The following is a 26,625-nucleotide window of genomic DNA, read 5'->3' as shown; positions in this document are numbered from 1 at the left end:
TGCAACTTTATAGGGTGTACAACGACGTAGTCGCTCTGCGCCAAGAGCAGTGCACAAGAATAGGGGGGCACCGCTAACACAACTCACACACATATCATGCCCCAAACCTAAGCTATCCTAGACAATTGCTGACATCCGTGGATAATTAACCTTTCACTAGGTTACCCGACCTTTTCGGGTCGACTCCTTGGCTTATCAGATTGACTCTGCACTCTATCACCTTCTCGCCCCGCATCAGCCGCTGGCTGCAACTTCTGCCAGGCTTAATTGCAGCGCTATTTACCCTTGCTTTTGCCAGCTGGCTGCTGCTGACTTCAGATGAAGACCAAAAGCAGCGCAGCAATCAGCTGGAACAAGATGTGCTCTGGCAAAAGCAAGCGATTCAACAACAAATCACCGCGAATACCGATGCCATTAATGCTTTGGCCGTTTCAAATTACAACCAGCAATCCGCCCTGTTTCAGGCGCGTGCTTTCTCCTTGATTCAAAACAGCCCGGAAATCGTCAGTCTGGTGGTTAGAAACCAGAATGATTTCAAAGTATGGTGGGCCGCTCCGCAGCAAAAAATAATACCTTTTAATGGCGAAAGCGGCTGGAGCACGCTGCACACCAAGCCCGGCCAGCCGCCTTTGGCGCAATATGCCGTGCCAAGTGCAGACGGGCAAAATTTTGTGATTGCCACCTTCTCTTTTGAGCGGCTCTTGCAGCAGCAAGTGCCTTGGTGGATTGCTCAGCGCTATCAGGTGTTACTGCTTAACCATAACTATGTAACGCTAGCAGCCAAATCCAGCCGGCAGCTCGATCCAAGCGGCCTAAGCACGCGCATTGCACTCGATACCCCGCCTTTGGGCTTATCGCTGCAAGCGGAGCTTTACCATGTGCCCCGCCACCGGCTGACCGAATCGCTGCCTTGGGTGCTACTCTTTTTAGCCATAGGCATGCTGGCCTCTACCGCGCTCTTGCACCGCGTGATGCGTGTTCGCTCTCAGGCAGAAATGCAATTACGCGCCGAAACCGCGTTGCGCCAAGCGATGGAAGACTCGCTAGTCAGCGGCATGCGAGCGATGGATAAGGATGGTCGGCTCATCTATGTAAACCGTGCATTTTGTGAGATGACCGGCTTTAGCGCCGACGAACTACTCGGCCAGCAACCACCACTACCCTACTGGCCACCAGAAGAACTAGAGCGCTGCCAAGCAGCTTTTGATGCTATTCGTCAGGGCAGAGCCGATCCTAACGGCCAGGCCGTACGCTTTATGCGTAAAAATGGTGAGCGCTTTGATGTGAGCCTGCATGGCTCTAGCCTGATTGATGGCGCGGGGCGGCATATTGGCTGGATGGGCTCGCTCTACGATATTACCGAGCTAAAACGTGAACGCGAGGTGCTGCAAGCCTCGCACCAGCGCTTTGTAACCGTGCTCGATGGCCTAGATACCGCAGTTGCCGTGAGTGACGCCGATAGCGGCGAGCTACTGATGAGCAACCGCCAGTTTGATCGCTCATTTAATCTGCCCGATTGGCGTGGCCGCTGCTGCATCGTGCCATTTAGTGCCCGCCGCTTTGATACACCGATCGATTCAGAATGGTATGACCCGATCAAAAAACGCTGGTTTCAGATCAAAAGCCGCCACAATCTATGGGTAGATGATTCGGATGTCTGGCTGGAAGTCGCCACCGATATCACTGCACTTAAATTAGCCGCCGAGCGCGAGCGCCTGCAAAACGAAAAACTACAACAAACCAGCCGGCTGATCTCGATGGGCGAAATGGCCTCCAGCCTTGCGCACGAGCTAAACCAGCCCTTGGGCGCGATTGCCAGTTATGCATCGGGTTGCCGCAATATTTTGGCTAATCCCACCCCTAATTTGCAGCAGCTATCGCAAGCCATCGAAAAAATGGGCGAGCAGGCCAGACGCGCCGGGCAGATTATTCGCGGTATCCGTGAATTTGTGCAGCGCCGAGCACCGCATCGCCGCCGCTGCACCATTACCGGCTTACTTGATACCGTGCTGGATTTGCAATCGCACGAGGCGGTGCGGCGTGGCGTAGAAATCAGTATTTCTGAGCCCAGCGATTTACCGCCTTTATATGTCGATCCTATTATGCTGGAACAGGTATTATTCAATTTAATCCGTAATGCGATGGAAGCCATGAACGATACGCCCGCATCGCAGCGTACTCTGGCCATTATGCTCAGTAGAGAGCATGATTACTTACAAGTTATCATTGCGGATCGCGGCACTGGTATTAGTCCCGAACAAATGGAACAATTGTTTAAACCGTTTTACACCACCAAAGACACTGGCATGGGAATGGGGCTAAATATTTGCCGCTCTATTATCGAGTATCACCAAGGCCGTCTTTGGGCAGAAAACAATCCTAGCGGCGGTTGCCGCTTTATCTTCACCGTACCGTTTTCCGAGGAAACCCAGGCTAATGAACCCTGATCGCCGCATTGCAATCGTTGATGACGATGACGCCATTCGCGATGCCTTGTCAGCGCTTTTTTCTATCCTTAGCTAACCGGTCCCCCTCAGAGGAAATCCACACAAATGAACCCTGATCGCCGCATTGCAATCGTTGATGACGATGACGCCATTCGCGATGCCCTCGTATGGCTCTTTTCTACTCGCAATCACCGTGCTGACAGCTATGCCAGCGCAGAAGCGCTGCTAGCCGATTACACACCCGAGCGTTACGGCTGTTTACTGCTCGACGTGCGCATGCCCGGCATGGGCGGCTTAGAGCTATTTGATCGAATCAAAGAGCATCCTTATTGCCCACCCGTGGTGTTTTTAACTGGCCACGGCGATGTACCCATGGCAGTGGGCGCTTTAAAACAAGGCGCTACCGATTTCGTTGAAAAACCATTTAACGATAACGATATCGTTGATCTAGTTGAGCGCTGCCTTGTCAACGACGCAACCAAGCGTGGTGTTTGGCAAGTAAAACAACAAATCACCAAACGCCTAGGCACCCTCACCCCGCGCGAGCGCGAAGTGATGAAGCTGATACTGACCGGCCGTTTAAACAAACAAATTGCTGATGATTTATCGATCTCAATGAAAACCGTCGAAGTTCACCGCGCACGGATTTTAGAAAAGATGCAAGTCAAAACCGCCATGGAACTCGCCGCCCTGCTGCGCGGGTCCGGGGTAGAGCCTTAAAACCTAAAATCTGTAGACACAGAGAACACGGAGTTTAAAAGCAGAACACTGAGAAAACATAAGAACGAGTTAAAGCTTTACAGCCTCTTCCTCTTGGTTTTCTCCGTGTAACTCTGGGGCCAAAGTGTTCTCTGTGATTCAAGATTTGGGTTTGTTAAGGTTTTACTCAGCTTTTCTCTGTGTGCTCTGTGTTCTCACCGATCTCTGTGTCTACAGATCTTTTGCTTTTCGCTTCTTCAACAATCATCCCGCACTCAAAGTCCGCCATGCTTATGCTGCTCTCTCCAGCCAAAACGCTGGATTACACCACTGCTCCCATTACCAAAGAATTCAGCCGACCTGATTTTCTGGATCATTCTGCCAAGCTGATTGCTTTACTCAAGCAGCAAACGCCTGCGCAAATTGCCAGCCTGATGAAGTTATCCGATCCGCTGGCGGTGCTGAATGTAGGCCGTTACCAAGCCTGGCATCCTGATTTCACACCAGATAACGCCAAGCAGGCCGTGCTGGCTTTTATGGGCGATGTGTACGAGGGGCTGAAGGCAGGGCAAATGACGCCGCAAGAATTAAGCTATATCAGCCAACATCTGCGCATCCTATCCGGCCTTTACGGCCTGCTGCGCCCGCTGGATTTGATACAGCCCTATCGCCTGGAAATGGGAACATCTCTGCCCAATGCAGCGGGGAATAATCTCTACGCTTTCTGGGGCGAAACCATTACGGCAGCGATTAACGCGATAGAACCCAAAGTCGTCGTAAATTTAGCCTCAACCGAATACTTTAAATCAGTCAAACCAAAGCTATTAAATTGCCCGCTGATTACGCCGGTATTTGAAGACTGGAAAAACGGCAAATACAAAATCATCAGCTTCTACGCCAAACGCGCACGAGGCCTAATGGTGCGCTGGGCGGCAGAGCACAACATCACTCAGGCTAGCGATTTAAAAGCGTTTAATGCGGAAGGCTATGCATTTGACGCAGATGCATCTAATGGCGTGAGTTGGGTGTTTAGACGGCAGTTGGCTGATTGATGTGACGTGACAAACCCAGACCTTGAACCACGGAGGCCACAGAGAGCACGGAGTTTCACGGAGAAAAACGACTTAGGCGTTAAGTTTCATAGGGCGCACAACGACGCCGTTATTATGCGCCAAAGGCGGTGCGCAAGAAAAACGACTTGCATACCCTATAAAAAAAGCTTTGCCCTGTTAAGTATTACCTCACAAAGAAGGTTTTCTCCGTGAACCTCCGTGCCCTCCGTGGTTCAAGACTTGGGTTTACTTCCCCTGCTGCCAATCCGCCAATTTACGAAACACCCAGCTTTGCGGTTCGATTTTGCCGGTGCGGGCAAAATCCAGCAGGTGCGTGGCTTCTTGCATAGCTTGATGCGCGCTTTGTGCTTCGCGATTACCGGCAAACAGCAGCTGATCGCCAAAAGTTAGCGGCGTATCCAGGGAGGGCCATGCTTGCAGCTCATCGCCATGCACGCGCAGCAGCGGCAGGCATTGCAATTTATAGCCATGATCGAAGGGGTTATTAATCCAGTGAGCAAGGCGTAAAGGCGGCGAAGGATTGGCTAAAAAGGCATGCACAGCAGCAGTATTTTTAGCATCCAGTGTAATGCTCCAGATCTCTGGCACTTTGTTATCACATAACGAAGCCAACTGATCGAATAAGGCCTTCGCCCAGGCCTCGTCTTCTTCTTTTATTAAATCTAAAAACTGCGCCAATAATGGCGTTTCTATAGCACGTAAACATTCATGCGCCACAATCTCGCTACGAATCGATGTGATATCAGGCTTAAATGCTTCAAATAATAAATGGTTATCACGCAAATTCTGCCTTGCCACAATAAACAGTTTGGGATTAATGGCTCTGGCCGTTGCCAGCGCAGATAGATTATTAATATCATGATCATGGCAAACCAAAAGCCCCGAGGCGTGCTCGATGCCTGCGGCAATTAATGAATCGGCATTCACGCCAAGCGCCTCTACAAATTGCCCGGGCAATAAATCAGGCTGCGGCTCCGGATCAATCACCGTCACGCTAGCGCCTTCTTTTAGCAGCGCGGCCCGCATTGATATACCAAAGCGCCCATAACCCACCACCACCCAATGGCCACAGGGCGGGCGCACTAAAGCGGCCATTGGCTGGCCGGGAAAATCAGAAAGTAAATTCCATAAACGATAGCCATGCGGTGCATGCAGCAACATCTGAAAGCGCTGCCCCACCGCATTAAACATATTGATCACTTTATTCGCGCCAAACGACTGCATATTATCTGCCACGGCCTTATTTTTGCATCGGCACACCGATACCAGCGAGGGCTGCAAAACAAAGGCCGCCATTGCAATCGCTAGGTTGACGTTTTCATCGCCAGTAATAGCTAATACGCCTCGGCAACGAGGATGAGTAATTCCGGCAATTTTTAATAATTCAGGATTAGAAGCGTCCCCCGCATAAAAAACAGGATCGGACTGAAAATCAGCCAAAGCCAAATGATTTACCCGCTCTTCTCTTAATTCAATCACCACAAAGCGAATATTAATCCTATCCAGCACTTTGCATAGCAAACGCCCCGTTTGCCCATAGCCGCAAACTAAATAAAATGGCTCACGTAAACGCCGAACTTTATTATTAAAACGAGCATATTGAATTGCTTTTTTTAAAGCCTGATCATTAAAAAGAGTAAAGATAGCCCCTAAATTATAAGCCCAGCCCGTTACCGATAAATAAATGCAGCATAAAACCCATAAGCGCTGAGAATAAGAAAAAGGATGGGGTGTTTCGCCAAAGCCAATCGAAGTAGCGGTATAACTAATAAAATAAAAAGCGTGGAAAAAGCCCATTTGATAGGGCCTGCCCTGATCATCCACGCCGGGAATCAGTACCAGGCCCAATACGGCAATCGAATAAATAAGAATCAGCGTAATAATTGGCGCACGCATGCGCCGCAACACCATAAAAAAGATATTAGGCATAATTTTAGCGGCGATGCTGCAAGGTTTCGCCAATCAGCAATACCACCGAAACCACATTGGCGGCCAATGCACCGGCAGAAAAAGACACCACCATTGAAGTCACGCCCGGTGTCATCCCCACTTGGGTCACATACATGGCATTTCCCCACACCAGAGCCGCAGCAATTAATTGCAAATCTGCCACTAAGCTGGTTGCCAAATGCAGTGCCCCCACTTGGGTGCGATCACCAAATTTAATGACCGTAGCAATAAAGCTCACCACCATTGCCAAAAAAAGCTCAAATACATCGTGCTGGTGTGGCACATCAATTTCACCCATCACAAAGCCAAAATTCAGAGTAAATGCCAGTAAAATAAAAAAACCAAACACCACTTTTTCAATATTCATGCTGCATATAATCCATAGCAATTAATAAAAGCATGATAAATCATAGAAAATATATCGCAATGTATATTTTGTAATCTCTTTCGAAACTTATCTCACCTCATTCAGCAGTAAATACTACAAAAACACTGATTTTCTTGCCGCCATACTCGTTTTAATCCTACAGCAGCCATAATTTATCATCTGCTATTTTGTGGCTGCAAGGCGGCATCAAACATCTAATAACACCTTAAAATCGATTTAGAATAAATATTCACCAGAACGGACTAATAACCTTACTCTGAACCATTACAAACACGCGTAAAACAAATTACATTTTTACAACGCTTTACTTAAATTTTACGACAACTCCACGCCTGTATTTTATGATGTGTAATTGTATCTTCATAAGATACAGCTATAGTTTTATCTTATATTTTTTATAATAGATAAGTCATAAAAAGCAGCATTGGCTTTATCTCCGACAAAAAACAAACCAGCAAAGGCCCACCATGTCAATGGAATTGGCGTATATAGATAACAACCATGTAAATAGTGAATCTCCTCTTATAAAATCGCCAATTTTTCAACAGTTTTTATATATGGCACTGCCAACCATTATAGGTTTGGTTATTAATGGCATGTATATCGTTGTAAATGGCCTTTTTATATCCCGTGGTATCGGTCATCAGGCAATGGGAGCCGTTTCGGCTGTTTTTCCTATACAAATGTTTTTACTTGCAATAAGCACCATGCTCGGTAGCGGTATGGCCTCTATTATTTCAAGACACTTAGGGGCTAAGCAGCAGGAAGAAGCGTCACGGGTTTTTTCAGCATCATTTTTACTGGCAATTGGCAGCGCCATTATTATTTCATCTTTGTTTATTATTTTTCGGCCAGCTATTTACGCATTACTCGCTGTGCCTAGTGAATTTATCCCAGATGCCAACAGCTATCTTATGCCCGTTTTAATTTTTTCTATTGTCGGGTTTATCAGCAATCAAATAACCGAAAGTTTTCGTGCATCAGGCAATCCCAAAGCAATGATGCAAGTACTGGCCACTGGCTCTATCTTAAATATAGTGTTTGATGCACTCTTTATTTTTGTTTTTAAATGGGGAGTAGCGGGTGCAGCTTGGGCAACAACCTGCGCCATGAGTTTGGCCTTAGTTATGGCATTACAATTACAAAAGAAAGGTGAAAATGCTGCAGAATTCAAGCTCAGCTATGTTTTTTCTAAATTTAAAACTTACCTGGATATTGTTAGTTTTGGCATGCCAGTTTTGCTCTCTCACGGTGGCTTTTCAATCATCATGGCGGTATCTGTTTATTCCATTTCGGTGGTTGTACCTGAGCAATCAAGCACACTCATCAGTGCCCATGGCATTTTAATGCGTTGTTATATGTTTTTATTCTTACCCATTATAGGGATGATGATTGCATTGCAAACCCTATCTGCATTTAATTACGGTGCACGCCAATATAAACGCGTTCAAAACGCCTATATTTCTGCGCTGATTTGCAGCACAATCTGGGGATTAATCGTTACCGTTATTCTCTGCTTTAATCCTGAATGGCTATTAAACCTGTTCACAAAAAATCAGGAAATTATTTCTGAAGGAATAAATATTGCGGCAATTTGCTTTTTAGGTTTCACTGCATCTGGTGTATGCATGATGTCGAGCGGTTTATTTCAAGGAATGGGTAAAGCACTACCTGCCATGCTACTTGATGCTGCCAGAACATATTTCCTGTTAATCCCGCTTATTTTTACATTGCCTATGTTTTTTAATAGCATAGGAATCTGGCTATCTTTCCCAATCGCAGACTTTATCGGTGGTACGATTGCACTCACTTACTCCAGCGTCTATTTAATGAAACTGAGAAAGCAAAGTTTAAACCGCTAAACCTATTGGCTTTACACGCTTTACCGTAAACGCTAGGCAATAAAAAAGGCAAGGCAGTTATTAAACTGCCTTGCCTTTTTAATATCTAATACAAATTAAATACTGCTTGAAAATATTTCGGCCGGAATCGTATGAGTAGTGAAATTAGGAAAATCACGAATTGAAGCATGCACCGCAGGGTCTCCCGTCACCATGCGCAGCAATTGATTAGTCCCTTTTACAAAGTAATAAGTTGAAGGGCCCTTACCCGGTTTGGTAAAAGTCCAAGCTTCCGTTTCTCTGCCAAGCAAATGCTGACTTCCCACATAGCTTGCCTGATATTGCAATAAAACGTCCTGCGTTAATAACACTTCGTGGCAAGACTCCAAATCATCATCAAGCACCACCGCCTCATATTCCCCTTCGCCAAGAGGGGATTCACGGCAATACGCAATTTTAGATTTCTTTGTTTTCCCCTCGCCCGCGGTCACAATTTCTGACATCCACAAGCGATGGCCTGTTTTTTCCTCAGACCAAGGGTTAAACAAACCATCAATGCGGCAGCGATTTTGTTCATAATCAAACCAGCAAATACCTGACGTAATTTGATCTTCTTTCTGCATAGGCTGCCAGTAAGAAATATAACTACTGCTCCATTGCTCAGGTAAGCGAGGGGGTAACATTTTCTCAGCAATCATCTTAAGATTCCTTACGAGTAAGCGCCATACCCAGCGCTTGCCCCAAAGCAGCAGGTAAAGGAGGCAATTGCTCGCGGCGCTCTGAAAAACTCTTTGCTAACTCTGCGGCAGTTAAATCCATTCTTTCATCCGCCGTTTCAAACCAAGTGCGGCTAATGCCGGCATGCCCGCTAAATAATTGCATCAGCGGCATCACCTTTTGATTAAAATCTTCTAAAGCATGGTTCACTTCTGCATGCTCATATAATGCTTTTACCAACATCTGAGCCGCAACCACCGCCATTGTTGTGCCATGCCCGATAGAAAAATGGCCTGTTTGCAAGGCATCGCCCAATAGCACCAAATTATCTTCATAAGCTTTTGTATGGCTCAGCGTTACAAAATTTCGCCATTGCAAGCCCGGCTGAACCTCAACAGGCAGACCATCTAGCTCAACACTAAATACATCAGCAATAAATGCTTTTGCATCAGTTTCTGATAAAGACTCAATACCAGAGCGATGATACGTTTCCTCGCTACACTCCACTACAAAAGTGCTCATTGTGCTGGAGTATTTATAAGCATGGGCAATAAATACACCTGAAGTGGTTGGCTTAAAAATCAAATTCATTGCATCAAAAATCTTTGATGTGCCGTACCACATATAGCGATTTTTACCGAACTCTACCTCTGGGGCTAAAGCATCTTTAAAGTAATTCGAGATATTATTAATCCCATTGGCAATCACAACCAGATCATATGCCGTGGTATCCAAGCCATCTTCATCAAAAACTGGCGAAGAATAAGTAATCGGAATCAATAAATTGGTACAGAGTTTTCTTAAAGCGCCTACCAAAGATTTTCTTTCTGCCCCGCATAAAGTAATACCGGTGCTTGCTGTAGCACGATCATCTTGATTAACCAGGCAAAATTCATCAATATATTGCGCATCAATTTCTTCATAATCAGGCAAATAGCTAAGCGGATTTGCCGGATGATGGGGCGCTTTTCCAGGCAATACAACACCCCACCCTACAATTTCATCAACTGTATTTTTTTCTACAATTGCAATATCCCAATCTTGCTTAAGTTTCTTTAACTGGCTGGCAAACATTAAGCCCGCTGGCCCTGCTCCAACGACTAAGATCTTCATTAGTTTACTCTCCCTAGTTTGTACCAAACATTTTGTTTCTGTTGGATATCTCTTAGCTCACTATAAGCCATCGAGGTGAAATAAAGCTTTTCAGCCATATCCGGAGGATAACTGGCAGGGAATTTACTACTCATATAACGAGTATATTTTGAACGCATAAAGAAAATAGGATTTGAACTGCTCAGCACCTCATAGTTATTAATAGCCATATCTTGCATCGCATCTGCCTCGGCTTTTCTCAGCCGAGTAAATTCAGGCAGTACTTTTTCAATATTATCTTCATGTTTTTCAAATAATAAATTAAGGATATAAGCGTCTTCCAATGCCATATTCATTCCCTGCCCAAGAAATGGAGCGGTGGCATGGGCTGAATCGCCTAAAATGATTGCGTGCTGCTTATAATGAAAAACCGACGACCTCACATTAATCAGATCATTACTTGGCTTCTCCATAAATTGCGATAGCATTTCTTTTCTGGTGGCTTCAGGCAGCATCGAATAATATCGATCAAAAAAACGCCCCATCGTACCTGCATCTTTAGCCTGTAAACTAATTTCTCCTTGATAAGGCAAACAAACAGCAAAACTAATACTGCCATCAGGAATAGTCGCCGCACGCCCCGCAAATAAACCGCCAGAATCCATACCAAAGAAATAAATTAAATCTTTTCTGAGGCCAAGCTGGCTGGCATCAGGGATAACAATTGTTTTATAGCCATGCTTAAAAAATGACTGCTGATATTCAAACCGGCGGCAATTATTTTGCATGGCCTGACGTACGCAAGAGCGAGCACCATCTGCACCAATCAATAAATCCGCTTTATGCTCGGCAATCTGCCCGTCATTATCTTTAGTGGTAATGCTCTTATCGTCTAAATTCACTTCCAAGCAGCGATTCCCATAGTGGTAATGAACATTATTAATTTCTGCATATTTATTTAATAACTTTTGGAAATCTGCCCTGCTTAATGAAAGCGGAGAAAGCACATCAACCGGTGCTAATTCTCTGGTTTTAAATTTACCTGCAATACAAAAAGACATTCCGGAGATAGGAATCCCGCATAAATCGAGCTCTTCCTTAGGAATGCCTGCATTTAATACCGCCTGAATACCACGCACAGTCATACTCACGCCAATCGCACGGGAGCTAACCTGATCGATATAATCTGAATATGCAAGAAACGGATCGCCCCGTTTTTCAAAAACATGCACATCATGACCGCGCTTAGCTAAATAGATAGCGGTTAAGCTACCTGCCAAGCCACCGCCAACAATAATGATTTTTTTCATTTTTCAGCCTTCCCGTGAAAGTTTACCTGTTGCAAGATCCATCATCTGCTTATCATAAAATTCAAGTAATTCAATTTGAGCCATAGCCGGTTTAATTAATTGCATTTCTTTTGCGTATTTTGCAAGCGCGCGGCATTGCAAGGCGAGTACCTCACAGCCAGCGCCATAATCGGCAATCAATTGAAATTGAATCGCCTGTGGCACAGGCGGCCCGGCATTACGGCCCGACACACCAGAAGGAACAGACATAATTTGCACCGATAAAGGCCTTAATATTCCGGCCATAATATCAATCGCCGCATTCATTAATCTGGAACGGCGCAAACTCCCTAAAGGCTTTTGCCCAAAGTGCTGAATCATCATATGAAAAGTCAGCTCATGGCAGCCTTTATAAAAAATCATTAATTGTCTGGCGGCAGGATCAAGCACCGTATTACAGCCGGGAGTCGGTTCTAATACAGGATTTTTTAATACAGAAAATGCAGGCTCAAAAGGAGTCTCGCTAGCCAGTAAAGTGCGGGAGATCTCTCTTAATCGATTAAAATGGCTTTGAGCATAATGTGGTGAATCTACTGCTGCACCCTCGCCTTGTTCTGTTACAAAATCAATGGCAAACAGCGCACTTTCTCTATTATTGACTTCTAACTGGTAAGCAGGAAACTTTCTGTTGGTTAATTCATTTAAAAATAAATGATGCTCCCCGCTTGTTTTAGCTAATGGGGTGGTAAATAAATCCGGAATACTGACAAATGCCTTGCGAATTTCCGCATAAAAATCAGAAATTGATTTTCCTGTTGATGGAAAATAATGTGGCCATTCAAACCTGACAAAGCGAGCCAGCACATTTTCTGAAAAAGGTTCAAAAGAAAAATCTGTATCAAGGCCAAAGGCTTCAGCGGCTTTGAGACCCAATACGGGAGTTCCAGGAAAAAATGGCTCGCCTAAAGACATCAGTAAATTATTCACAATTAGATAGTGGATCATTTCTTCATGGGCGATTTCCAGAATTGTGCCACGCCAGCCCGAATTATGCCGACGATCTGCCCCGCCACACACCAGTGCCAATTGCTCAGCAGTCCATTTATTACTCGCAAGCAATTGCTCACCTGCCGCAAAAGTCGGCAAAGAATAAGCCGCATATAAATATTGCAGCATAATAGATAGCTCTAAATTCACCGCCTGCTTTAATACCTGAACTAATTCTTCTTTACTGCTGATTTCGCTACTATTTACCTCGGTGGCCAAAGCAATCTTTGCTGGCTCCGCAATGGCAGACGCTTCAACATTACTTAAATACTTAAGAAATAATATTGATTTGGCATGAGACATTTCTCTGGTACTAGGCATGTAATAACTTTTATCACGGTTTAATGGATCACACATTTGCCACATCAAGCGAGCATAGGTTTCACATTTGCACTGATCTGCCATGCTGAACACTTTATCCGCCATAAACGGATAAATCAGCTCGTAATAACTCATTACTTGCTCATACAGAAAAGGATAGTCAACCTCCTTATCCGCTACCTCTAATAAAGCCCAATCATCAGAAAGTACACGCACCAGAATCTTGCCATGATGGTCCCCTACAAAAACCTCGCTAACGCCGGGCTTCTGACTGACGATAGAAAGAAATGCAATTCCGTTTTCATTGCTTGAAATCGTCTGCAACGAAGTGCTGACAACCGCTTTATTCTCAATAAAAACACTAATATCTTTTTTTCCTTTAGGCTCGCCACGGAAATAACTAAATATTTTGATGTCTTTAGAGAAAAAAGCATTATTTTTTCTATCAGGCGCTTCCAAAGAAACCACATTCTGTTCTGCTTGAATCAGCCAATCTGACTCTACCCATTGATTGTCTGTGCCACGCAGTATTAAAGAATCTTCAGCGGCATCATTTAATAAGGGCACATCAAAAATCCCGGCGCTTCCCCAATATGGGCCATATACCGATTCAGGAATTCTTGCCAGTAAAACACCACCTTTAGTCCTTAGCTCTAATTCACCTAATGAATGCTTAGGGCCAAGAGGGTGAGTCAGTTGATTGCCACAAACAGCATCACGGCGAGTAAAAGGAATACTGCAAGGCATGCTGATACTAGCCCAGTTATTTTGAATCTTGATCGCCACAGGGCCAAAGCCCTGAGTATTATCAGGATATAAAATCCTATCATTGGCAAAAGTAGCCATATCTTGCTTTAACCACAAACCAATACTGCCACTTAAATCATAAAACACAGGTATATCTGGCTGCAGCGGAGTAGACATATTAAATACAGAATATTGAATACTCAGCCCGAGCACATCTTCTCTTTTTAGCTCTTGTTGTAAATACTCAATAAAATCTGATTTAAGCGAAAGCTGATTAAAAATAAAATGCTCAGAATCCTTAGCCACAGAAAACTGAAACACCCTTGTCTTAGAAAATTCAGGCTCCAAGAAATGCGGCTGCTTTTCCTGAATATGATTCTCGCCATACCAGCGAACAGAGTGAACGCAATCAATGTCAGATGAAAATAAATAGGGGGCATTTGCCGCAGCAGCCGCTTCTTTTATGCACAGCTGCCCGGCATAGATTTGCGAAGTATCGTCCCGGCTTGGATCAATATCTACCCATCTTGCCCGGTTAAATGTGGTGCGCAAATACTCATTATAGTGCCCCCATAATTCCACTTTACAAGCAAGTAGCGGATCGTTATCCAGCAAAACACCCGGCTGTATTTGCAAAGCGGTAATCTGAGTATTTTCCCAAGAAAAATGATTATTCCCTAAAAAGTTATGCCCTGCCGCATGATTAAAAACACCTGCATCATCTGGCTGCCCCTGAAGATTAAATCTTGGTGGCAATTGCCTTAGATACTGATGAAACTCCCTAGGGTGCTTTTTTAAATCAAATAATGTGCCATCTTGATAAACACTGTTTGTTGCAATGTCTAAAGTGCCGGCGATATTTCTATTGCCAGTTGGCACATTAAGCCGTGCAGCACCTTTAAAGTGAATACGTGGAAAATTCAGAATACTCATTAAGCATCAATACCAGTTTAAAATTAGAAAAAAAACCATTACATTTTCAAACAAAAATTAATTCATTTCTGCCGCTACTTTTTCTACATCTGATTTCTCTAATTGTTTTAAGATATGATCTGCTGCGTTCCTACCCGCAATAATCCCACCTTCCATCCAGCCACAGTGCGGGGTATAAGCATCTGAAGTAGCAATCACTTTGCCATTATATTTAGATAAAACAGGAGGGTGATCTGGTGATGTTTCTAAAGCAAACTCTACACCACTAGGCCAGTATTTGAACTTATTGCTTACAGGGCGTGGTAATTCTTTAATAGATATATTTAATGCTTTAGCAATTAAACCCATCACTGTATTTATATATTCATCTTCGCTTTTATTGGTTTCTTCCAACCAAAAATCAGCATAGGCGCTATCAGTGTAAAAGAATATATATTTTTCGCTTTTAAAATATATTTTTCGTAATGGGTTATCAACAATGGTTACTTTATTTTCAAGCTCATAATCTTTCCACCATGGATGATCGAAAAATATAAAACCTTTAAATAATGGGATAGAACCGTAGGAAAAATCACTCCAGCTATTTGGAAAATCTATATTAAGCGATGACATCGCTGTTGGAGGAAGAGCTAAAACGGTATAAGCACTATTGTGCCAAATTTCTTGCTGTTCTGATCCTGCAAACTCAAGCAGAGTATTGGCTGATTTTGTTTGGAAATTAATTAACTGGTGTTCAAAATAAAACTCGACACCCGATTTAGCGGCTTGCTGATATAGACTTTTAGCCAAAGCAGCAAACCCGTCAACTAAATTAAACCACTCATAGCCTTCATTTTCTGAGAAGCACTGTATTTCCGGATGCTTTTCAATAATATCATATGCAATCTTAGGAGAGATTTGCGGAAGATATAATGAATCGTAGCCTAAAGCATTAATGATTGCGTGCGATTTTTCATTGCCCATATGCTGGCATAAAAATTGAAAGAATGATTCATTATGGCTATTCTCAATTTTTAGCTTTAATTGAGCCAGTATCTCTTTCAAGCCTTCATGCTGTGGGTGAGGACAGACAATTTTAGTAAAAGGAAATACTTCTATTTCCTCTTTTAGCTCACTAAGCAACTGGGCAACATTAGGATGTAGGGCAGGAGAAAAACGCCCTGCTCCTAAATCAATACTAAAATCATCCACTTTAATTGAATGAGCCCGGCCACCAATTCTCTCTCCGTTTTCAAAAACACGAAGCGTGTAGTCTTTTGTTAATTTTGAGCCAGCCAGTTTCAATGCACAGCTTAGCCCTGATATTCCTGCACCTACTATAGAGATTACTTTGTTGTTTATCACAGTAAAATACCTCAATGTAAATCAAAGGGAATATTTATTTTTTAGCATTTAATAAATAAATACTTAGAACTAAGCCATGCAAAACGAATTGAATAATCACTACCCCCTGCCTTAAAAGCCTAGTCATGCTTTAGACAGTCATATTCTGGCAACAAAAATTACAATTACTTCAGGCGTAGCAATACGGTAGTGCAGCAAGACCTAAAAATCTTGTGCGCTTTATTATTCAAAATGATTGTTTCACTTCCTTATTTAAAACTTTGCAAAAACACGCAAACGTAAGGAATACATCAAAAAGCTTTCAGATTTATTACTTTAGAATAAAATAATAATGCATGAATGTAGATCAACAACGCGGCGATTGTAAACACAAGCGCGTGGTATTTTGTAAAGTTGTTGCAAATTTAACAAAAGATTAACAAAAGAAAATAGAAATATTACGTCAGCATGACGTATGTAAATAGAACAAACTGCTTAAAAAAACAAGATGAAAAGCATATTTATTACCGGGCACAAGCGTTCCCTCAGATCATCACGCTATATAAAACTCAAATTCAAGCGCCAGCTATAGATAAAAAACATTGCTGAAACATAGGGATAGACCACGCCAATCTTGTATCACTACACAGCGTTTTTTTTGAAAAAGCAGCAAAGCATGAAAGATGCAGCGCAATTATGGCCCCAGCCATAGCGCCCCTTCATGGACTGATATCAAAGACTCAGCGTGAGTGAGTTTGTAAGGAAGCACTAGGTGATCTTAAAACGATTCTCAGGCCTCCTAAGCGACTAAACACCCGCAGCCATTTTGTAACAAGCATTCAATAGTTACCAAAAATAGAAAAACGTTTGGTCTTATTTCTCCATTTGCTTTCATTCCCCCAAATAGATACCATTAATAATTACAATTAAATGTTTTTTATATTCATTTCGCATCAAATATCTACAGTAAAATATAAAAAAATTCAACAACTTAATGGTAAGTTACTGTTTACATAGCATTTAGGTAGAAAAAAATACACTTCTCTCAAAATAGACACCCTCTTGTTATCCTCAAGAAAAAAATTTTAATCTCAAAAAAAACATAAAAAGCTAGCTAAGCCAATGATTGTCATAATATTTATTATTAAGACCTAAATTATTTTAATAAATAAAAAGAATATTGTTTTTCATCAAAATTTACGTAGTGCAAAACCATCAGACTACGTATACCTACTGAATTGACTACTGCTCAAGCCCAGCCAAAACAGCGCGCTACCGCAATCATTACCTCTTCTTTTCTTACCGTCTTGAGCACAAAACCAGCACGAGTAGCGTTTATTTAACTACGCACCGAGGGCTCTATCATGACGCAATCGTCCCATAAGCTAAGGCTAACCGCGCTCACTGCGATGGTGGTCGGATCAATGATTGGTGGGGGGATTTTCTCCCTGCCTCAAAATATGGCGCAAAGCGCCGGTGCAGGCGCCACGCTGATAGGCTGGGCGATCACGGCGGTGGGGATGCTGATGCTGGCATTTGTGTTTCAGACCCTTGCCAACCAGAAACCAGAATTAGACGCCGGTGTATATGCCTATGCCAAAGCGGGCTTTGGCAATTACATGGGGTTTTCATCCGCTTGGGGCTATTGGATTAGCGCCTTTCTGGGCAATGTCAGCTACTTTGTTTTGCTGTTTGGCACGCTGGGTTATTTCTTCCCCATGTTTGGCGATGGCAATACGGTTCCCGCCATTATCGGCGCATCCATTTTGCTGTGGTCGGTGCACTTTTTAGTATTGCGCGGAGTTAAAGAGGCAGCATTTATTAATCAAGTCACCACCGTGGCCAAGATTGTGCCGCTGGTGATGTTTATTATTCTGGCCGCCGTGGCATTCAAGCTAGATGTGTTCACCACCGATTTTTGGGGCAGGGGCAATATCAAGCTCGGCAGTGTGATGGATCAGGTGCGCAATATGATGCTGGTCACCGTTTGGGTGTTTATCGGTATCGAGGGCGCAAGTGTTTACTCTGCCCGTGCCGAAAAACGCGCCGATGTGGGCCGCGCTACCGTGATTGGTTTTCTCAGCACCCTGCTGCTGCTGGTGCTGGTGAATGTGTTGTCACTTGGGGTGATGAGCCAGCCAGAATTAGCAGGCTTAAAGAATCCATCAATGGCCTATGTGCTGGAGCATATTGTTGGCCACTGGGGCGCGGTGTTTATCTCTATCGGGCTGGTGATTTCGCTGCTGGGTGCCTTGCTTTCATGGACATTGCTCTGCGCCGAGATTCTGTTTTCTGCCTCCCGCGATAAAACTATGCCCAGCTTTTTGCACAAGGAAAACGCGAACGGTGTGCCAGCCAATGCACTTTGGTTATCTAACGGCGCAGTGCAAGTTTTCCTGATTATTACCCTGTTTGCTGCCAGCACCTATACCAGCCTGCTGCTGCTCGCCACCTCAATGATTTTAGTGCCCTACTTCTTATCTACCGCTTACGGCGTCATGGTGGCTTACAAAGGAGACGGCTATGCGGAGCATGGTGGCAATCGCAATAAAGATCTGCTGATTGCAATGATTGCTGCGCTCTATAGCGTATGGCTGATCTACGCAGCAGGAGTGCAATTCTTACTGCTATCGGCCCTGCTCTATGCGCCCGGCGCAATCCTTTATACCAAGGCGCGTAAAGAAAGCGGCCAGATTGTTTTTACCACCATCGAAAAATTCATTTTTGCAGCCGCTGTTATTGGGGCCATTGCGGCAAGTTACGGCCTTTACACCGGTTTTCTAAAGCTTTAATAGGAGCTATGTGATGAGTACCGAAAATCTACAACTAGGCGTTCACTCTGAAGTGGGCATGCTAAGACGGGTAATGGTTTGCTCGCCGGGGCTGGCGCATATGCGGCTGACACCCAATAACTGCGATTCTTTATTGTTTGATGATGTGCTGTGGGTAAGCCAGGCCAAACGCGATCATTTTGATTTTGTTTCCAAAATGCGTGAACGTGGTGTGGATGTGATTGAGATGCACAATCTGCTCACCACCACCGTGGCGATTCCTGAAGCCAGAAAATGGATACTCGATCGCAAGATCACCGCAGATCTGGTTGGCATTGGTTTGCTGGAAGAAGTACGTAGCTGGCTGGATTCATTAGAGCCACGCCATTTGGCCGAATTCTTAATGGGTGGGGTAGTTGCTCCCGATTTGCCAGCCGATACGCCATCCGAAGTGCTGAGCATCTTCCGCGAAAACTTCGGCAATGCCAGCTTTATCCTACCGCCACTACCGAATACCCAATTTACCCGCGATACCACCTGCTGGATTTATGGCGGCGTAACGCTCAACCCGATGTATTGGCCGGCACGACGACAAGAAACACTGCTCGTCACCGCTATTTATAAATTCCATCCTGATTTTGCTGCCGCCGATGTCAAGGTCTGGTGGGGCGATCCAGATGTCGATCACGGCAGTGCCACACTGGAAGGCGGCGATGTCATGCCGATTGGCAACGGCGTGGTCTTGATTGGTATGGGCGAGCGCACCTCGCATCAAGCCATCGGCCAAGTCGCCATGTCACTATTTAAAGCCGGAGCCGCCGAGCGAGTGATTGTGGCCGCCCTGCCAAAATCACGCTCTGCCATGCATCTGGACACCGTATTCAGCTTTTGCGATCGGGATTTAGTCACCATTTTCCCTGAAGTGGTCAAACAAATCGTCGCCTTCAGCCTGCGCCCTGACGAAAGCAAACCCAACGGCATCGACCTACGCCGTGAGAGTAAACCCTTCTTGGATGTCGTCGCCGAAGCGCTCAAATTACCTGCCCTGCGCGTGGTGCAAACCGGCGGCAATTCTTTTGAAGCCGAGCGCGAGCAATGGGACGACGGCAACAACGTCGTCGCCCTGCAACCCGGTGTAGTTTTAGCTTACGACCGCAATATCCACACCAATACCCTGCTGCGTAAAGCCGGCGTAGAGGTCATCACCATCAGCTCCGCCGAACTAGGCCGTGGCCGAGGCGGTGGCCACTGCATGACCTGCCCAATTATCCGCGATCCAGTTGATTACTAATTAGCTGAGCGCTTGTAAAACCCAAATCTTGAACCACGGAGGTCCCAGAGAACACAGAGTTTCACGGAGAAAAATCGTTTTCTTTGCGTTTTGAATTTTTTCAAACGCCGCAATCTGTGGTTCTTTTTGGCTCGTAGCACGGGGCTTTTACCCTCCCCTTGAAGCCGCGACACGAGGAATAAGCGGCTCGGGATTTCGGAAAAGGGGTAGCGAGCTTGCTCCCGAGCAGCCTTTTTCGCCGAGCCGATTATCCGCAGAGAGGGGCTTTCGTGCTGACCGGGGCGGCCTTCTTTGCTTACTTTCTTGGCCGTTCAGAAATCAAATACTTCGCGGGAATTCCCGCACCTAAATCAACGTGCCGAAGGCACTTAAACGATCTTTTTTGCTTTGCTCATAGGAAATCAGCGGCCCCCTGATGCCGCTTGGTCCATTTTGTATTTCTTTCGTTTGCTGGAGAAAATCATGTCCTTCAATATGCATAATCGTAATCTGCTTAGCCTGATGCATCACACCACCCGTGAGCTACGTTATCTGCTGGATTTATCTCGGGATCTGAAACGCGCTAAATACACCGGCACTGAGCAGCAGCATCTAAAACGCAAAAATATTGCGCTAATTTTTGAAAAAACCTCCACCCGTACCCGTTGCTCATTTGAAGTGGCCGCCTACGATCAAGGCGCAAACGTCACTTTTATCGACCCTAGCTCATCGCAGATTGGTCATAAAGAAAGCATGAAAGACACCGCCCGCGTGCTGGGCCGGCTGTACGACGCCATCGAATATCGCGGCTATAGCCAGGAAATTGTTGAAGAACTAGCCACCTTCGCCGGTGTACCCGTGTTTAACGGCTTAACCGACGAATATCACCCCACCCAAATGCTGGCCGACGTGCTAACTATGCGTGAACACAGCGACAAGCCGCTGCACGATATCAGCTACGCCTATCTGGGTGATGCCCGCAATAATATGGGCAATTCGCTGCTCTTAATTGGCGCAAAACTGGGCATGGATGTACGCGTTGCCGCCCCCAAAGCACTCTGGCCACACGATGATTTCGTCGCCCAATGTCGCAAGTTTGCAAGCGACACCGGCGCAAAAATCATGCTAACCGAAGACCCACTAGAAGCCGTAAAAGACGTCGATTTTATCCATACCGATGTATGGGTATCGATGGGCGAGCCCGTTGAAGCATGGGCCGAACGGATCAAGCAACTGCTGCCCTATCAGGTCAACAGCGCCATGATGAAAGCCTCAGGCAACCCGCGGACAAAATTTATGCACTGCCTGCCCGCTTTTCACAATAGCGACACCAAAATGGGCAAGCAAATCTCCGAAAAATACCCCTTCCTCGCCAACGGCGTTGAAGTCACCGATGAAGTGTTCGAATCCCCAGCCAACATCGCCTTCGAGCAAGCAGAAAACCGCATGCACACGATCAAAGCCATTCTGGTTTCAACCTTGGGGGATATTTAACCTTAGCTGCACTGACAGAACCCAAATCTTGAACCACGGAGGTTCACGGAGGACAACAGGTTTGAAGTAAGCCTGTTGTCCTTGGGTGTTGAGCGTGTCCAAATCAGCAATCTGGATTTTTTTCGCCGCGCATGGCACGGGGCTTAAATCTCCCCTTGAAGCACGCCGAAACGAGGAACAAGCGGGGTGGGGCAGTCGTCAATTCGTGTTTGAGCGAAGCGAGTTGAATTGACGCCACCTCGATTGTCCGCAGTGAGGGGCCTTCGTGCTGGTCGGGGCGGCCTTCTTTGCTTACTTTCTTGGCCGTTCAAGAAAGTGAGTCCCCGCGGGGATCCCGCACCTAAATCAACGTGCCGAAGGCACTAAAAGTTGCGGCGTAAACCGCAATAAAGGATTCATTATGCGTATCGTCATCGCCCTAGGCGGCAATGCTCTGCTTCGTCGAGGCGAAGCCATGAGTGCAGATAATCAACGTGAAAACGTCATCATCGCCGTCAAACAAATCGCCCGCGTTGCCCCAAACAATGAGCTAGTCATCGCCCACGGCAATGGCCCACAAGTGGGGCTGCTCGCCTTACAAAATGCCGCCTACAGCCAAGTCAGCCCCTATCCGCTCGATGTATTAGGAGCCGAAACCGAGGGCATGATCGGCTATATGATTGAGCAAGAGCTAGGCAATCTGCTGCCCATCGAAACGCCTTTCGCCACCATTCTGACCCAAGTAGAAGTCGACGCTGCCGACCCTGCTTTTAAAAACCCAACCAAGCCCATCGGCCCGGTTTACAGCAAAGAAGACGCCGATAGGCTGGCCGCCGAAAAAGGCTGGTCGATTGCCCCTGATGGCGACAAATTTCGCCGCGTAGTGGCCAGCCCTAGGCCTAAACGTATTTTTGAAATTCGCCCGGTAAAATGGCTGCTAGAGCACGGCACCATCGTAATTTGTGCGGGTGGTGGCGGGATTCCGACTTGTTACGATAAAGAAGGGAAATTGCACGGCATTGAAGCGGTCATCGACAAAGACCTCTGCTCCGCCCTGCTGGCAGAAGAACTAAGCGCCGATTTACTGGTGATTGCCACCGATGTGAGTGCCACCTTTATTGACTATGGCAAGCCCACACAAAAAGCCATCGCCAGCGCCCATCCCGATGAATTAGAACGCTTAGGTTTTGCCGCAGGCTCGATGGGACCAAAGGTACAAGCCGCCTGCGAATTTGCCCGCAATACCGGCAAAGTAGCCGTCATCGGCTCGCTCAGTGATATTGAAGCCATTGTGCAAGGCACGGCAGGCACACGGGTTTCAACACATGCAACCGAACTAAGCTACCGTTGAGATTGATTGCGTCCTTCACTTTTATGCCGTAGCGCAATGCGTTACGGCATCTAACCCGCCAGCAAACGCCCCAATAGCTCATCCGATTTTTGAAACTCCTGCCTTAGCCAATCCAAAAACACCAAACGCCGCTCATCTTGAGCAAACGGCTCTGCGGATAATACAACGTAGCTAGAGCCATCGGGCAGCAAGCCATAAGGCGCAATCAGACGGCCATTTTTTAGCTCTTCTTCTATCATATAGGCCGAAGCAATCGCCACGCCTAAGCCTGCCGTTGCCGCCTGCAAGCTTAAATAAAAATGTTCAAAATATGAATTATGACGACTCGTCACCCCCTGCTGCGCCAGCACGCCCCAACGCGCCCAAGCATCCGGGCGAGTACGCGTATGTAAAAGGCGACTCTGCTCAAAGTTAATCTGCCCATCTTGCAGCTGCTCGGGCACGCACACCGGCCCCACTTTTTCCTGCCCTATTTCTTCTGAGTAGCAATCTTTTCCCCAGTTGAAATCATTGCGCCTGATAGCTAGATCAATATGCCCGCCCTTAAAATCAACCACGCCACCCGCCGTAAATAAGTGCAGCTGAATCGCCGGATAGCGAATATGAAAATCGCTTAAGCGAGGAATCAGCCAGCGCATGGCAATAGTCGGCTCACACGACACCACCAAGGGCCTGTCGTAAGGATTTCCCTTGAGTTTTTGCAATGTAAGCGCCAGCTGCGCCAGCATCTCCTGACAGGTGTTTTTGAGTAGTTCGCCTTCTCTCGTTAAAAAAATCGCCCGATTACGGCGCTCAAATAACAACACCCCCAAGCTTTCTTCCAGTTGCTTAATCTGGCGGCTTACCGCCCCCTGCGTCACAAATAATTCTTCTGAAGCGCGAATCAGGCTGAGATGGCGCGCTGCTGCCTCAAATACCCGCAAAGCATTAAGTGAAGGAATCCGGATGCTCATAGTTGATTTTTTCTCATTGATTTTATTGAGCATAAATCGATTTTACTGAACGAGCAAGATAGACAAAATAACAGGAAGCTATGTGATAGCTGACGCGCAACTTCCATTAATCAATCTAAATGTGAAAAATAGGATTTTTAAATGCTGCAAATACCTTACCGTGATGACAAGCAGGCGTATTCAGATCTAGAGCAAGTACGTGCGCAAATTGCTCAGAAAAACTTCTGTTTTATCCCCGCAGAACGCGTCAAATCACTATTGCAACAACAGCAGGCTACGGCCCTGCAAGATTGGGATGCATTTCAAAATAGCTGGTCTGATCTTTCTTTAGACACCTATATGGCAGACAAAGGCAGCTATCGCAAACGCAAACACGCCACACTCAGCGCGCCAGCAGCAAGCCTAGAATGGCAAAAAGAAGCACATCAGCCGCATTACCAAAGCTTAAATTACAATAATTTGAACGGCGGAATTGCCCGCCACTATGCGCCCATCAGCGATGCAGTGATGCAAAGCCACAGCATGAATAGCTTGCTGACCTTGGCTTGCGATATTTTTGGCCAGTTGATGCCTGAGCATGACTGGCATATTGAGGCACATCAATTTCGCATCGAAGCCAATGCACAAGAAGCAGGCCTGCCCACACCAGAAGGTGTGCATCGGGATGGCGTAAATTTTGTGATGATGCTGATGGTACAGCGCTCCAATATGGTGAATGGCGCAACCACCATTTACGATCTCAATAAAAATCGCTTAGATCAATTTGTTTTGACCAATCCGCTGGACATGGCGCTCGTCAATGATGAGCAAGTCTTGCACGGCGTAACGCCCATCATGCAGCTCGATAGCGATCGGCTGGCTTCCCGCGATGTGCTCGTTATTACCTTCCGCCGCAAAGCGCAATCCCCAATCATTCCCGATTGATATAAAGGATAAATCCAATGAACGAAATCTTCGCCGTCGCTCTTATCACCATTCTGGCCGTTATCAGCCCCGGCGCTGATTTTGCTATGGTCACCCGCAATAGCTATCTTTACGGCCGCAAAGCAGGTTTATTAGCTGCGCTGGGGATTGCCTTGGGCGTGCAAATCCATGTGATGTACACCATGTTAGGTGTAGGGCTGATCATTTCACAATCGCCCACGCTATTTACAGTGATCAAAATTGCAGGCGCTATTTACCTGATTTATATCGGCTACACCACCTTTACCAGCAAAAGTAAACTTGATATAGATCTGAGCGCTGATTCGGGTTTAAGCCCTTTTTCTGCACTAAGAAACGGCTTTCTAACCAATGTGCTTAATCCTAAAACGACTCTTTTTGTGGTGAGTACCTACACCCAGGTTGTTAACCCAAGTACCCCGCTGGCGCAGCAAATTGGCTATGGCTTATTTATGTCTTTAGCGCATGGCATTTGGTTTGCGCTGGTAGCGCTGTTTTTCTCTCACCAAACTTTAAGATCCGCCATGATTAACGGGCAAAGTGTGCTCAATAAAATCATCGGTAGCGCCCTGCTTGGGCTGGGTGTATCGCTTGCCTTTGCACCGCTCACACATTAGCCCGAAGGACAAAAGCACCCTGCCCGAGCGGTGTGCTTATCCTTTACGCCATTCACCTATCCATCCCAAGGGGCTAAAAAATGAAAATTGCATGTATCGATATGGAAGGCGTGTTGATTCCGGAAATGTGGCCACATATTGCCCACTTTACCGGTATTCAATCGCTTGCCATTACCACGCGAGAAGAGCCGGATTATGTGCAGCTGGTGGCAAGACGAATCAGTATTTTGAATGAAAACCGGCTAGGCATTGCCGATATTGAATATATGATCTCCAAGCTGGCCCCTCTGCCAGGCGCAATTGAATTCTTAAAACAGCTGCAAAAACACTACCGTATTGTGCTGGTTTCCGATGCTTTTCAAGAAATGCTGCTACCGCTGTGGCATACGCTGGGCCAGCCAGAGCTGCGCTGCCATCGCTTGATTTGTAAAGCCAACGGCCAGATTCGCCAAGCCCGTTTTAGCCGCGCAAAGGGTAAGCATGAAGTGATCGAAGAATTTGCTGCGATGGGCGCCCGCACTCTGGCTGTAGGCGATGCTTTTAATGATCTCAGCATGCTGCGCAAAGCCACGCAGGGTTATTTATTTCGCCCCTCAGCAGAAACACAGCAAGCCGCGCCCGACTTGCGCATCGCGCTAAGTTATCAGGATATTCTGGATGGCATTATGCTCGAGCATGGCAGTGCCTTATCGGTGAATTAAAAAGAACTCGGCGTATTGGCGCTAATCACTTCGGCAGCGCCATCGCCGATATTGCGGAAACGATGCGGTAAATTGCTCGGAAAATAATAGCCATCCCCCGCCTGCAAAAGATGCACCTGCCCGCCAATGGTCAGCTCCATATGGCCGCTCACCAACACCCCACATTCCTGCCCCTCGTGCTGCAACATCTCGCTGCCGGTATCGGCCCCCGGCTGATATTGCTCGCGCAGCAAGCCAATTTGCCTATCCGTAACCCCTGAGCCAACCAAATGCATTTGCACAGACGCATTGCCTAAATTGGGCTGCGTACCTGCGGGGAAAATATAGCTGGGTGCAGCCATTTCTTGCTCAAAAGTAAAGAACTCCGCAAGGGACATCGGAAACCCTTCCAGCAGCTTTTTTAATGAGCTAATCGACGGGCTGACGCGGTTTTGCTCGATCAAAGACACCGTGGCATTGGTCATCCCCGCCCGCTTGGCTAATTCGCGCTGAGATAAAGCAAATCGCCCTCGCACTACCTTAAGCCTTGCCCCTACGTCCATTGGGCTACCCGTTCAAAATAATCAACACGCTCTAAAAATATGCCATGCCCACGCAATTAGCCAGAAAGGTTTTATCTTTGCGCCACAGCACCACATAGCAAGCGAATTGGAGATTTATCCCGCGTACAGGAAAATAAT

Annotated in this window: 20 protein-coding genes; 11 read left to right on the top strand and 9 right to left on the bottom strand. The window is 46.0% G+C overall.

Features of this window, described 5'->3' with window-relative positions; all coding sequences use genetic code 11:
- Nucleotides 1-200: 200 nt before the first annotated feature.
- The 3 genes from VN23_RS19145 (at nt 201) to yaaA (ending at nt 4,198) form a co-directional block, all read left to right on the top strand.
- A complete protein-coding gene (locus VN23_RS19145) occupies nt 201-2,447 on the top strand; it encodes a PAS domain-containing sensor histidine kinase (protein WP_052746570.1) in 2,247 nt (748 codons plus the stop codon).
- Nucleotides 2,448-2,552: 105 nt separating this feature from the next.
- On the top strand, nt 2,553-3,167 hold the full coding sequence (locus tag VN23_RS19140; RefSeq protein ID WP_046351767.1) for a response regulator transcription factor: 615 nt from the start codon (nt 2,553-2,555) through the stop codon (nt 3,165-3,167).
- Between the two features lie 266 nt (nt 3,168-3,433).
- A complete protein-coding gene (gene yaaA / locus VN23_RS19135; protein ID WP_046351768.1) occupies nt 3,434-4,198 on the top strand; it encodes a peroxide stress protein YaaA in 765 nt (254 codons plus the stop codon).
- Nucleotides 4,199-4,444: 246 nt separating this feature from the next.
- On the opposite strand, the gene VN23_RS19130 is transcribed toward yaaA, so the two are convergent.
- Together VN23_RS19130 and VN23_RS19125 are read right to left on the bottom strand one after the other, a co-directional pair.
- On the bottom strand, nt 4,445-6,115 hold the full coding sequence (locus VN23_RS19130; RefSeq protein WP_197432961.1) for a potassium channel family protein: 1,671 nt from the start codon (nt 6,113-6,115) through the stop codon (nt 4,445-4,447).
- 37 nt (nt 6,116-6,152) lie between these two features.
- Nucleotides 6,153-6,536 (bottom strand): DUF6394 family protein, encoded by a 384-nt coding sequence (locus tag VN23_RS19125; protein WP_046351770.1) that lies wholly within the window; start codon nt 6,534-6,536, stop codon nt 6,153-6,155.
- 488 nt (nt 6,537-7,024) lie between these two features.
- On the opposite strand from VN23_RS19125, the gene VN23_RS19120 reads away from it, so the two are divergent.
- Complete coding sequence (locus VN23_RS19120; protein WP_046351771.1) at nt 7,025-8,419, top strand: MATE family efflux transporter; 1,395 nt, start codon at nt 7,025-7,027, stop codon at nt 8,417-8,419.
- Nucleotides 8,420-8,514: 95 nt separating this feature from the next.
- On the opposite strand, the gene vioE is transcribed toward VN23_RS19120, so the two are convergent.
- The 5 genes from vioE to VN23_RS19095 are packed head-to-tail and all read right to left on the bottom strand — an operon-like array spanning nt 8,515 to nt 15,888.
- Nucleotides 8,515-9,096 carry a violacein biosynthesis enzyme VioE gene (gene vioE / locus VN23_RS19115; protein WP_046351772.1) on the bottom strand — a complete coding sequence of 194 codons (582 nt, stop codon included), beginning with the start codon at nt 9,094-9,096 and terminating at the stop codon, nt 8,515-8,517.
- Between the two features lies 1 nt (nt 9,097).
- Entirely contained in the window at nt 9,098-10,228 is a 1,131-nt protein-coding gene (locus tag VN23_RS19110) for a tryptophan hydroxylase (protein ID WP_046351773.1), read from the bottom strand.
- Nucleotides 10,228-11,517: an FAD-dependent oxidoreductase gene (locus VN23_RS19105; protein ID WP_046351774.1), complete on the bottom strand. Its 1,290-nt coding sequence runs from the start codon at nt 11,515-11,517 to the stop codon at nt 10,228-10,230. The genes VN23_RS19110 and VN23_RS19105 overlap by 1 nt, the downstream gene beginning before the upstream one ends.
- 3 nt (nt 11,518-11,520) lie before the next feature.
- The gene (gene vioB / locus VN23_RS19100; RefSeq protein ID WP_046351775.1) at nt 11,521-14,544 is read right to left on the bottom strand and encodes an iminophenyl-pyruvate dimer synthase VioB; all 3,024 of its coding nucleotides are present in this window, start codon (nt 14,542-14,544) and stop codon (nt 11,521-11,523) included.
- A 57-nt stretch (nt 14,545-14,601) separates the two neighbouring features.
- Nucleotides 14,602-15,888, bottom strand: a complete 1,287-nt coding sequence (locus VN23_RS19095; RefSeq protein WP_046351776.1) for a flavin monoamine oxidase family protein — start codon at nt 15,886-15,888, stop codon at nt 14,602-14,604.
- A 1,343-nt stretch (nt 15,889-17,231) separates the two neighbouring features.
- Between VN23_RS19095 and arcD the strand changes: the two genes are divergently transcribed.
- The 4 genes from arcD to arcC all read left to right on the top strand — a co-directional run bounded on the left by arcD (nt 17,232) and on the right by arcC (nt 22,732).
- Nucleotides 17,232-18,659, top strand: coding sequence for an arginine-ornithine antiporter (gene arcD / locus VN23_RS19090; protein WP_046351777.1), 1,428 nt, complete (start codon nt 17,232-17,234; stop codon nt 18,657-18,659).
- A 13-nt stretch (nt 18,660-18,672) separates the two neighbouring features.
- Nucleotides 18,673-19,929 carry an arginine deiminase gene (arcA, locus tag VN23_RS19085; protein ID WP_046351778.1) on the top strand — a complete coding sequence of 419 codons (1,257 nt, stop codon included), beginning with the start codon at nt 18,673-18,675 and terminating at the stop codon, nt 19,927-19,929.
- 462 nt (nt 19,930-20,391) lie between these two features.
- The gene (locus VN23_RS19080; protein WP_046351779.1) at nt 20,392-21,402 is read left to right on the top strand and encodes an ornithine carbamoyltransferase; all 1,011 of its coding nucleotides are present in this window, start codon (nt 20,392-20,394) and stop codon (nt 21,400-21,402) included.
- A gap of 400 nt (nt 21,403-21,802) precedes the next feature.
- A complete protein-coding gene (gene arcC, locus VN23_RS19075; RefSeq protein WP_046351780.1) occupies nt 21,803-22,732 on the top strand; it encodes a carbamate kinase in 930 nt (309 codons plus the stop codon).
- Between the two features lie 50 nt (nt 22,733-22,782).
- Here arcC and VN23_RS19070 read toward each other — a convergent pair whose 3' ends face one another.
- Nucleotides 22,783-23,685: a LysR substrate-binding domain-containing protein gene (locus VN23_RS19070; RefSeq protein WP_052746572.1), complete on the bottom strand. Its 903-nt coding sequence runs from the start codon at nt 23,683-23,685 to the stop codon at nt 22,783-22,785.
- Nucleotides 23,686-23,826: 141 nt separating this feature from the next.
- On the opposite strand from VN23_RS19070, the gene VN23_RS19065 reads away from it, so the two are divergent.
- The 3 genes from VN23_RS19065 (at nt 23,827) to thrH (ending at nt 25,945) form a co-directional block, all read left to right on the top strand.
- Nucleotides 23,827-24,609, top strand: a complete 783-nt coding sequence (locus tag VN23_RS19065) for a 2OG-Fe dioxygenase family protein (RefSeq protein ID WP_082752853.1) — start codon at nt 23,827-23,829, stop codon at nt 24,607-24,609.
- A 17-nt stretch (nt 24,610-24,626) separates the two neighbouring features.
- Nucleotides 24,627-25,244, top strand: a complete 618-nt coding sequence (locus VN23_RS19060) for a LysE family translocator (protein ID WP_046351781.1) — start codon at nt 24,627-24,629, stop codon at nt 25,242-25,244.
- 80 nt (nt 25,245-25,324) lie between these two features.
- Nucleotides 25,325-25,945: a bifunctional phosphoserine phosphatase/homoserine phosphotransferase ThrH gene (gene thrH / locus VN23_RS19055; protein ID WP_046351782.1), complete on the top strand. Its 621-nt coding sequence runs from the start codon at nt 25,325-25,327 to the stop codon at nt 25,943-25,945.
- Here the strand turns inward: thrH and VN23_RS19050 are convergent.
- Entirely contained in the window at nt 25,942-26,487 is a 546-nt protein-coding gene (locus tag VN23_RS19050; RefSeq protein WP_046351783.1) for a cupin domain-containing protein, read from the bottom strand. The two genes, thrH and VN23_RS19050, sit on opposite strands and share 4 nt — an antisense overlap.
- Nucleotides 26,488-26,625 lie beyond the last annotated feature (138 nt).

The organism is Janthinobacterium sp. B9-8 (assembly GCF_000969645.2).
Lineage (GTDB): Bacteria > Pseudomonadota > Gammaproteobacteria > Burkholderiales > Chitinibacteraceae > Iodobacter.
Note: the sequence above shows the minus strand (reverse complement) of the source record. Positions and strands in the feature narration are given on the sequence as shown.

Excerpts from the sequence above, each read along its gene's own strand:
- VN23_RS19140 (WP_046351767.1), top strand. The coding sequence starts at position 2,553 with ATGAACCCTGATCGCCGCATTGCAATCGTTGATGACGATGACGCCATT.
- yaaA (WP_046351768.1), top strand. The coding sequence starts at position 3,434 with ATGCTTATGCTGCTCTCTCCAGCCAAAACGCTGGATTACACCACTGCT.
- VN23_RS19130 (WP_197432961.1), bottom strand. The coding sequence starts at position 6,115 with ATGCGTGCGCCAATTATTACGCTGATTCTTATTTATTCGATTGCCGTA.
- VN23_RS19125 (WP_046351770.1), bottom strand. The coding sequence starts at position 6,536 with ATGAATATTGAAAAAGTGGTGTTTGGTTTTTTTATTTTACTGGCATTT.
- VN23_RS19120 (WP_046351771.1), top strand. The coding sequence starts at position 7,025 with ATGTCAATGGAATTGGCGTATATAGATAACAACCATGTAAATAGTGAA.
- vioE (WP_046351772.1), bottom strand. The coding sequence starts at position 9,096 with ATGATTGCTGAGAAAATGTTACCCCCTCGCTTACCTGAGCAATGGAGC.
- VN23_RS19110 (WP_046351773.1), bottom strand. The coding sequence starts at position 10,228 with ATGAAGATCTTAGTCGTTGGAGCAGGGCCAGCGGGCTTAATGTTTGCC.
- VN23_RS19105 (WP_046351774.1), bottom strand. The coding sequence starts at position 11,517 with ATGAAAAAAATCATTATTGTTGGCGGTGGCTTGGCAGGTAGCTTAACC.
- vioB (WP_046351775.1), bottom strand. The coding sequence starts at position 14,544 with ATGAGTATTCTGAATTTTCCACGTATTCACTTTAAAGGTGCTGCACGG.
- arcD (WP_046351777.1), top strand. The coding sequence starts at position 17,232 with ATGACGCAATCGTCCCATAAGCTAAGGCTAACCGCGCTCACTGCGATG.
- arcA (WP_046351778.1), top strand. The coding sequence starts at position 18,673 with ATGAGTACCGAAAATCTACAACTAGGCGTTCACTCTGAAGTGGGCATG.
- VN23_RS19080 (WP_046351779.1), top strand. The coding sequence starts at position 20,392 with ATGTCCTTCAATATGCATAATCGTAATCTGCTTAGCCTGATGCATCAC.
- arcC (WP_046351780.1), top strand. The coding sequence starts at position 21,803 with ATGCGTATCGTCATCGCCCTAGGCGGCAATGCTCTGCTTCGTCGAGGC.
- VN23_RS19070 (WP_052746572.1), bottom strand. The coding sequence starts at position 23,685 with ATGAGCATCCGGATTCCTTCACTTAATGCTTTGCGGGTATTTGAGGCA.
- VN23_RS19065 (WP_082752853.1), top strand. The coding sequence starts at position 23,827 with ATGCTGCAAATACCTTACCGTGATGACAAGCAGGCGTATTCAGATCTA.
- VN23_RS19060 (WP_046351781.1), top strand. The coding sequence starts at position 24,627 with ATGAACGAAATCTTCGCCGTCGCTCTTATCACCATTCTGGCCGTTATC.
- thrH (WP_046351782.1), top strand. The coding sequence starts at position 25,325 with ATGAAAATTGCATGTATCGATATGGAAGGCGTGTTGATTCCGGAAATG.
- VN23_RS19050 (WP_046351783.1), bottom strand. The coding sequence starts at position 26,487 with ATGGACGTAGGGGCAAGGCTTAAGGTAGTGCGAGGGCGATTTGCTTTA.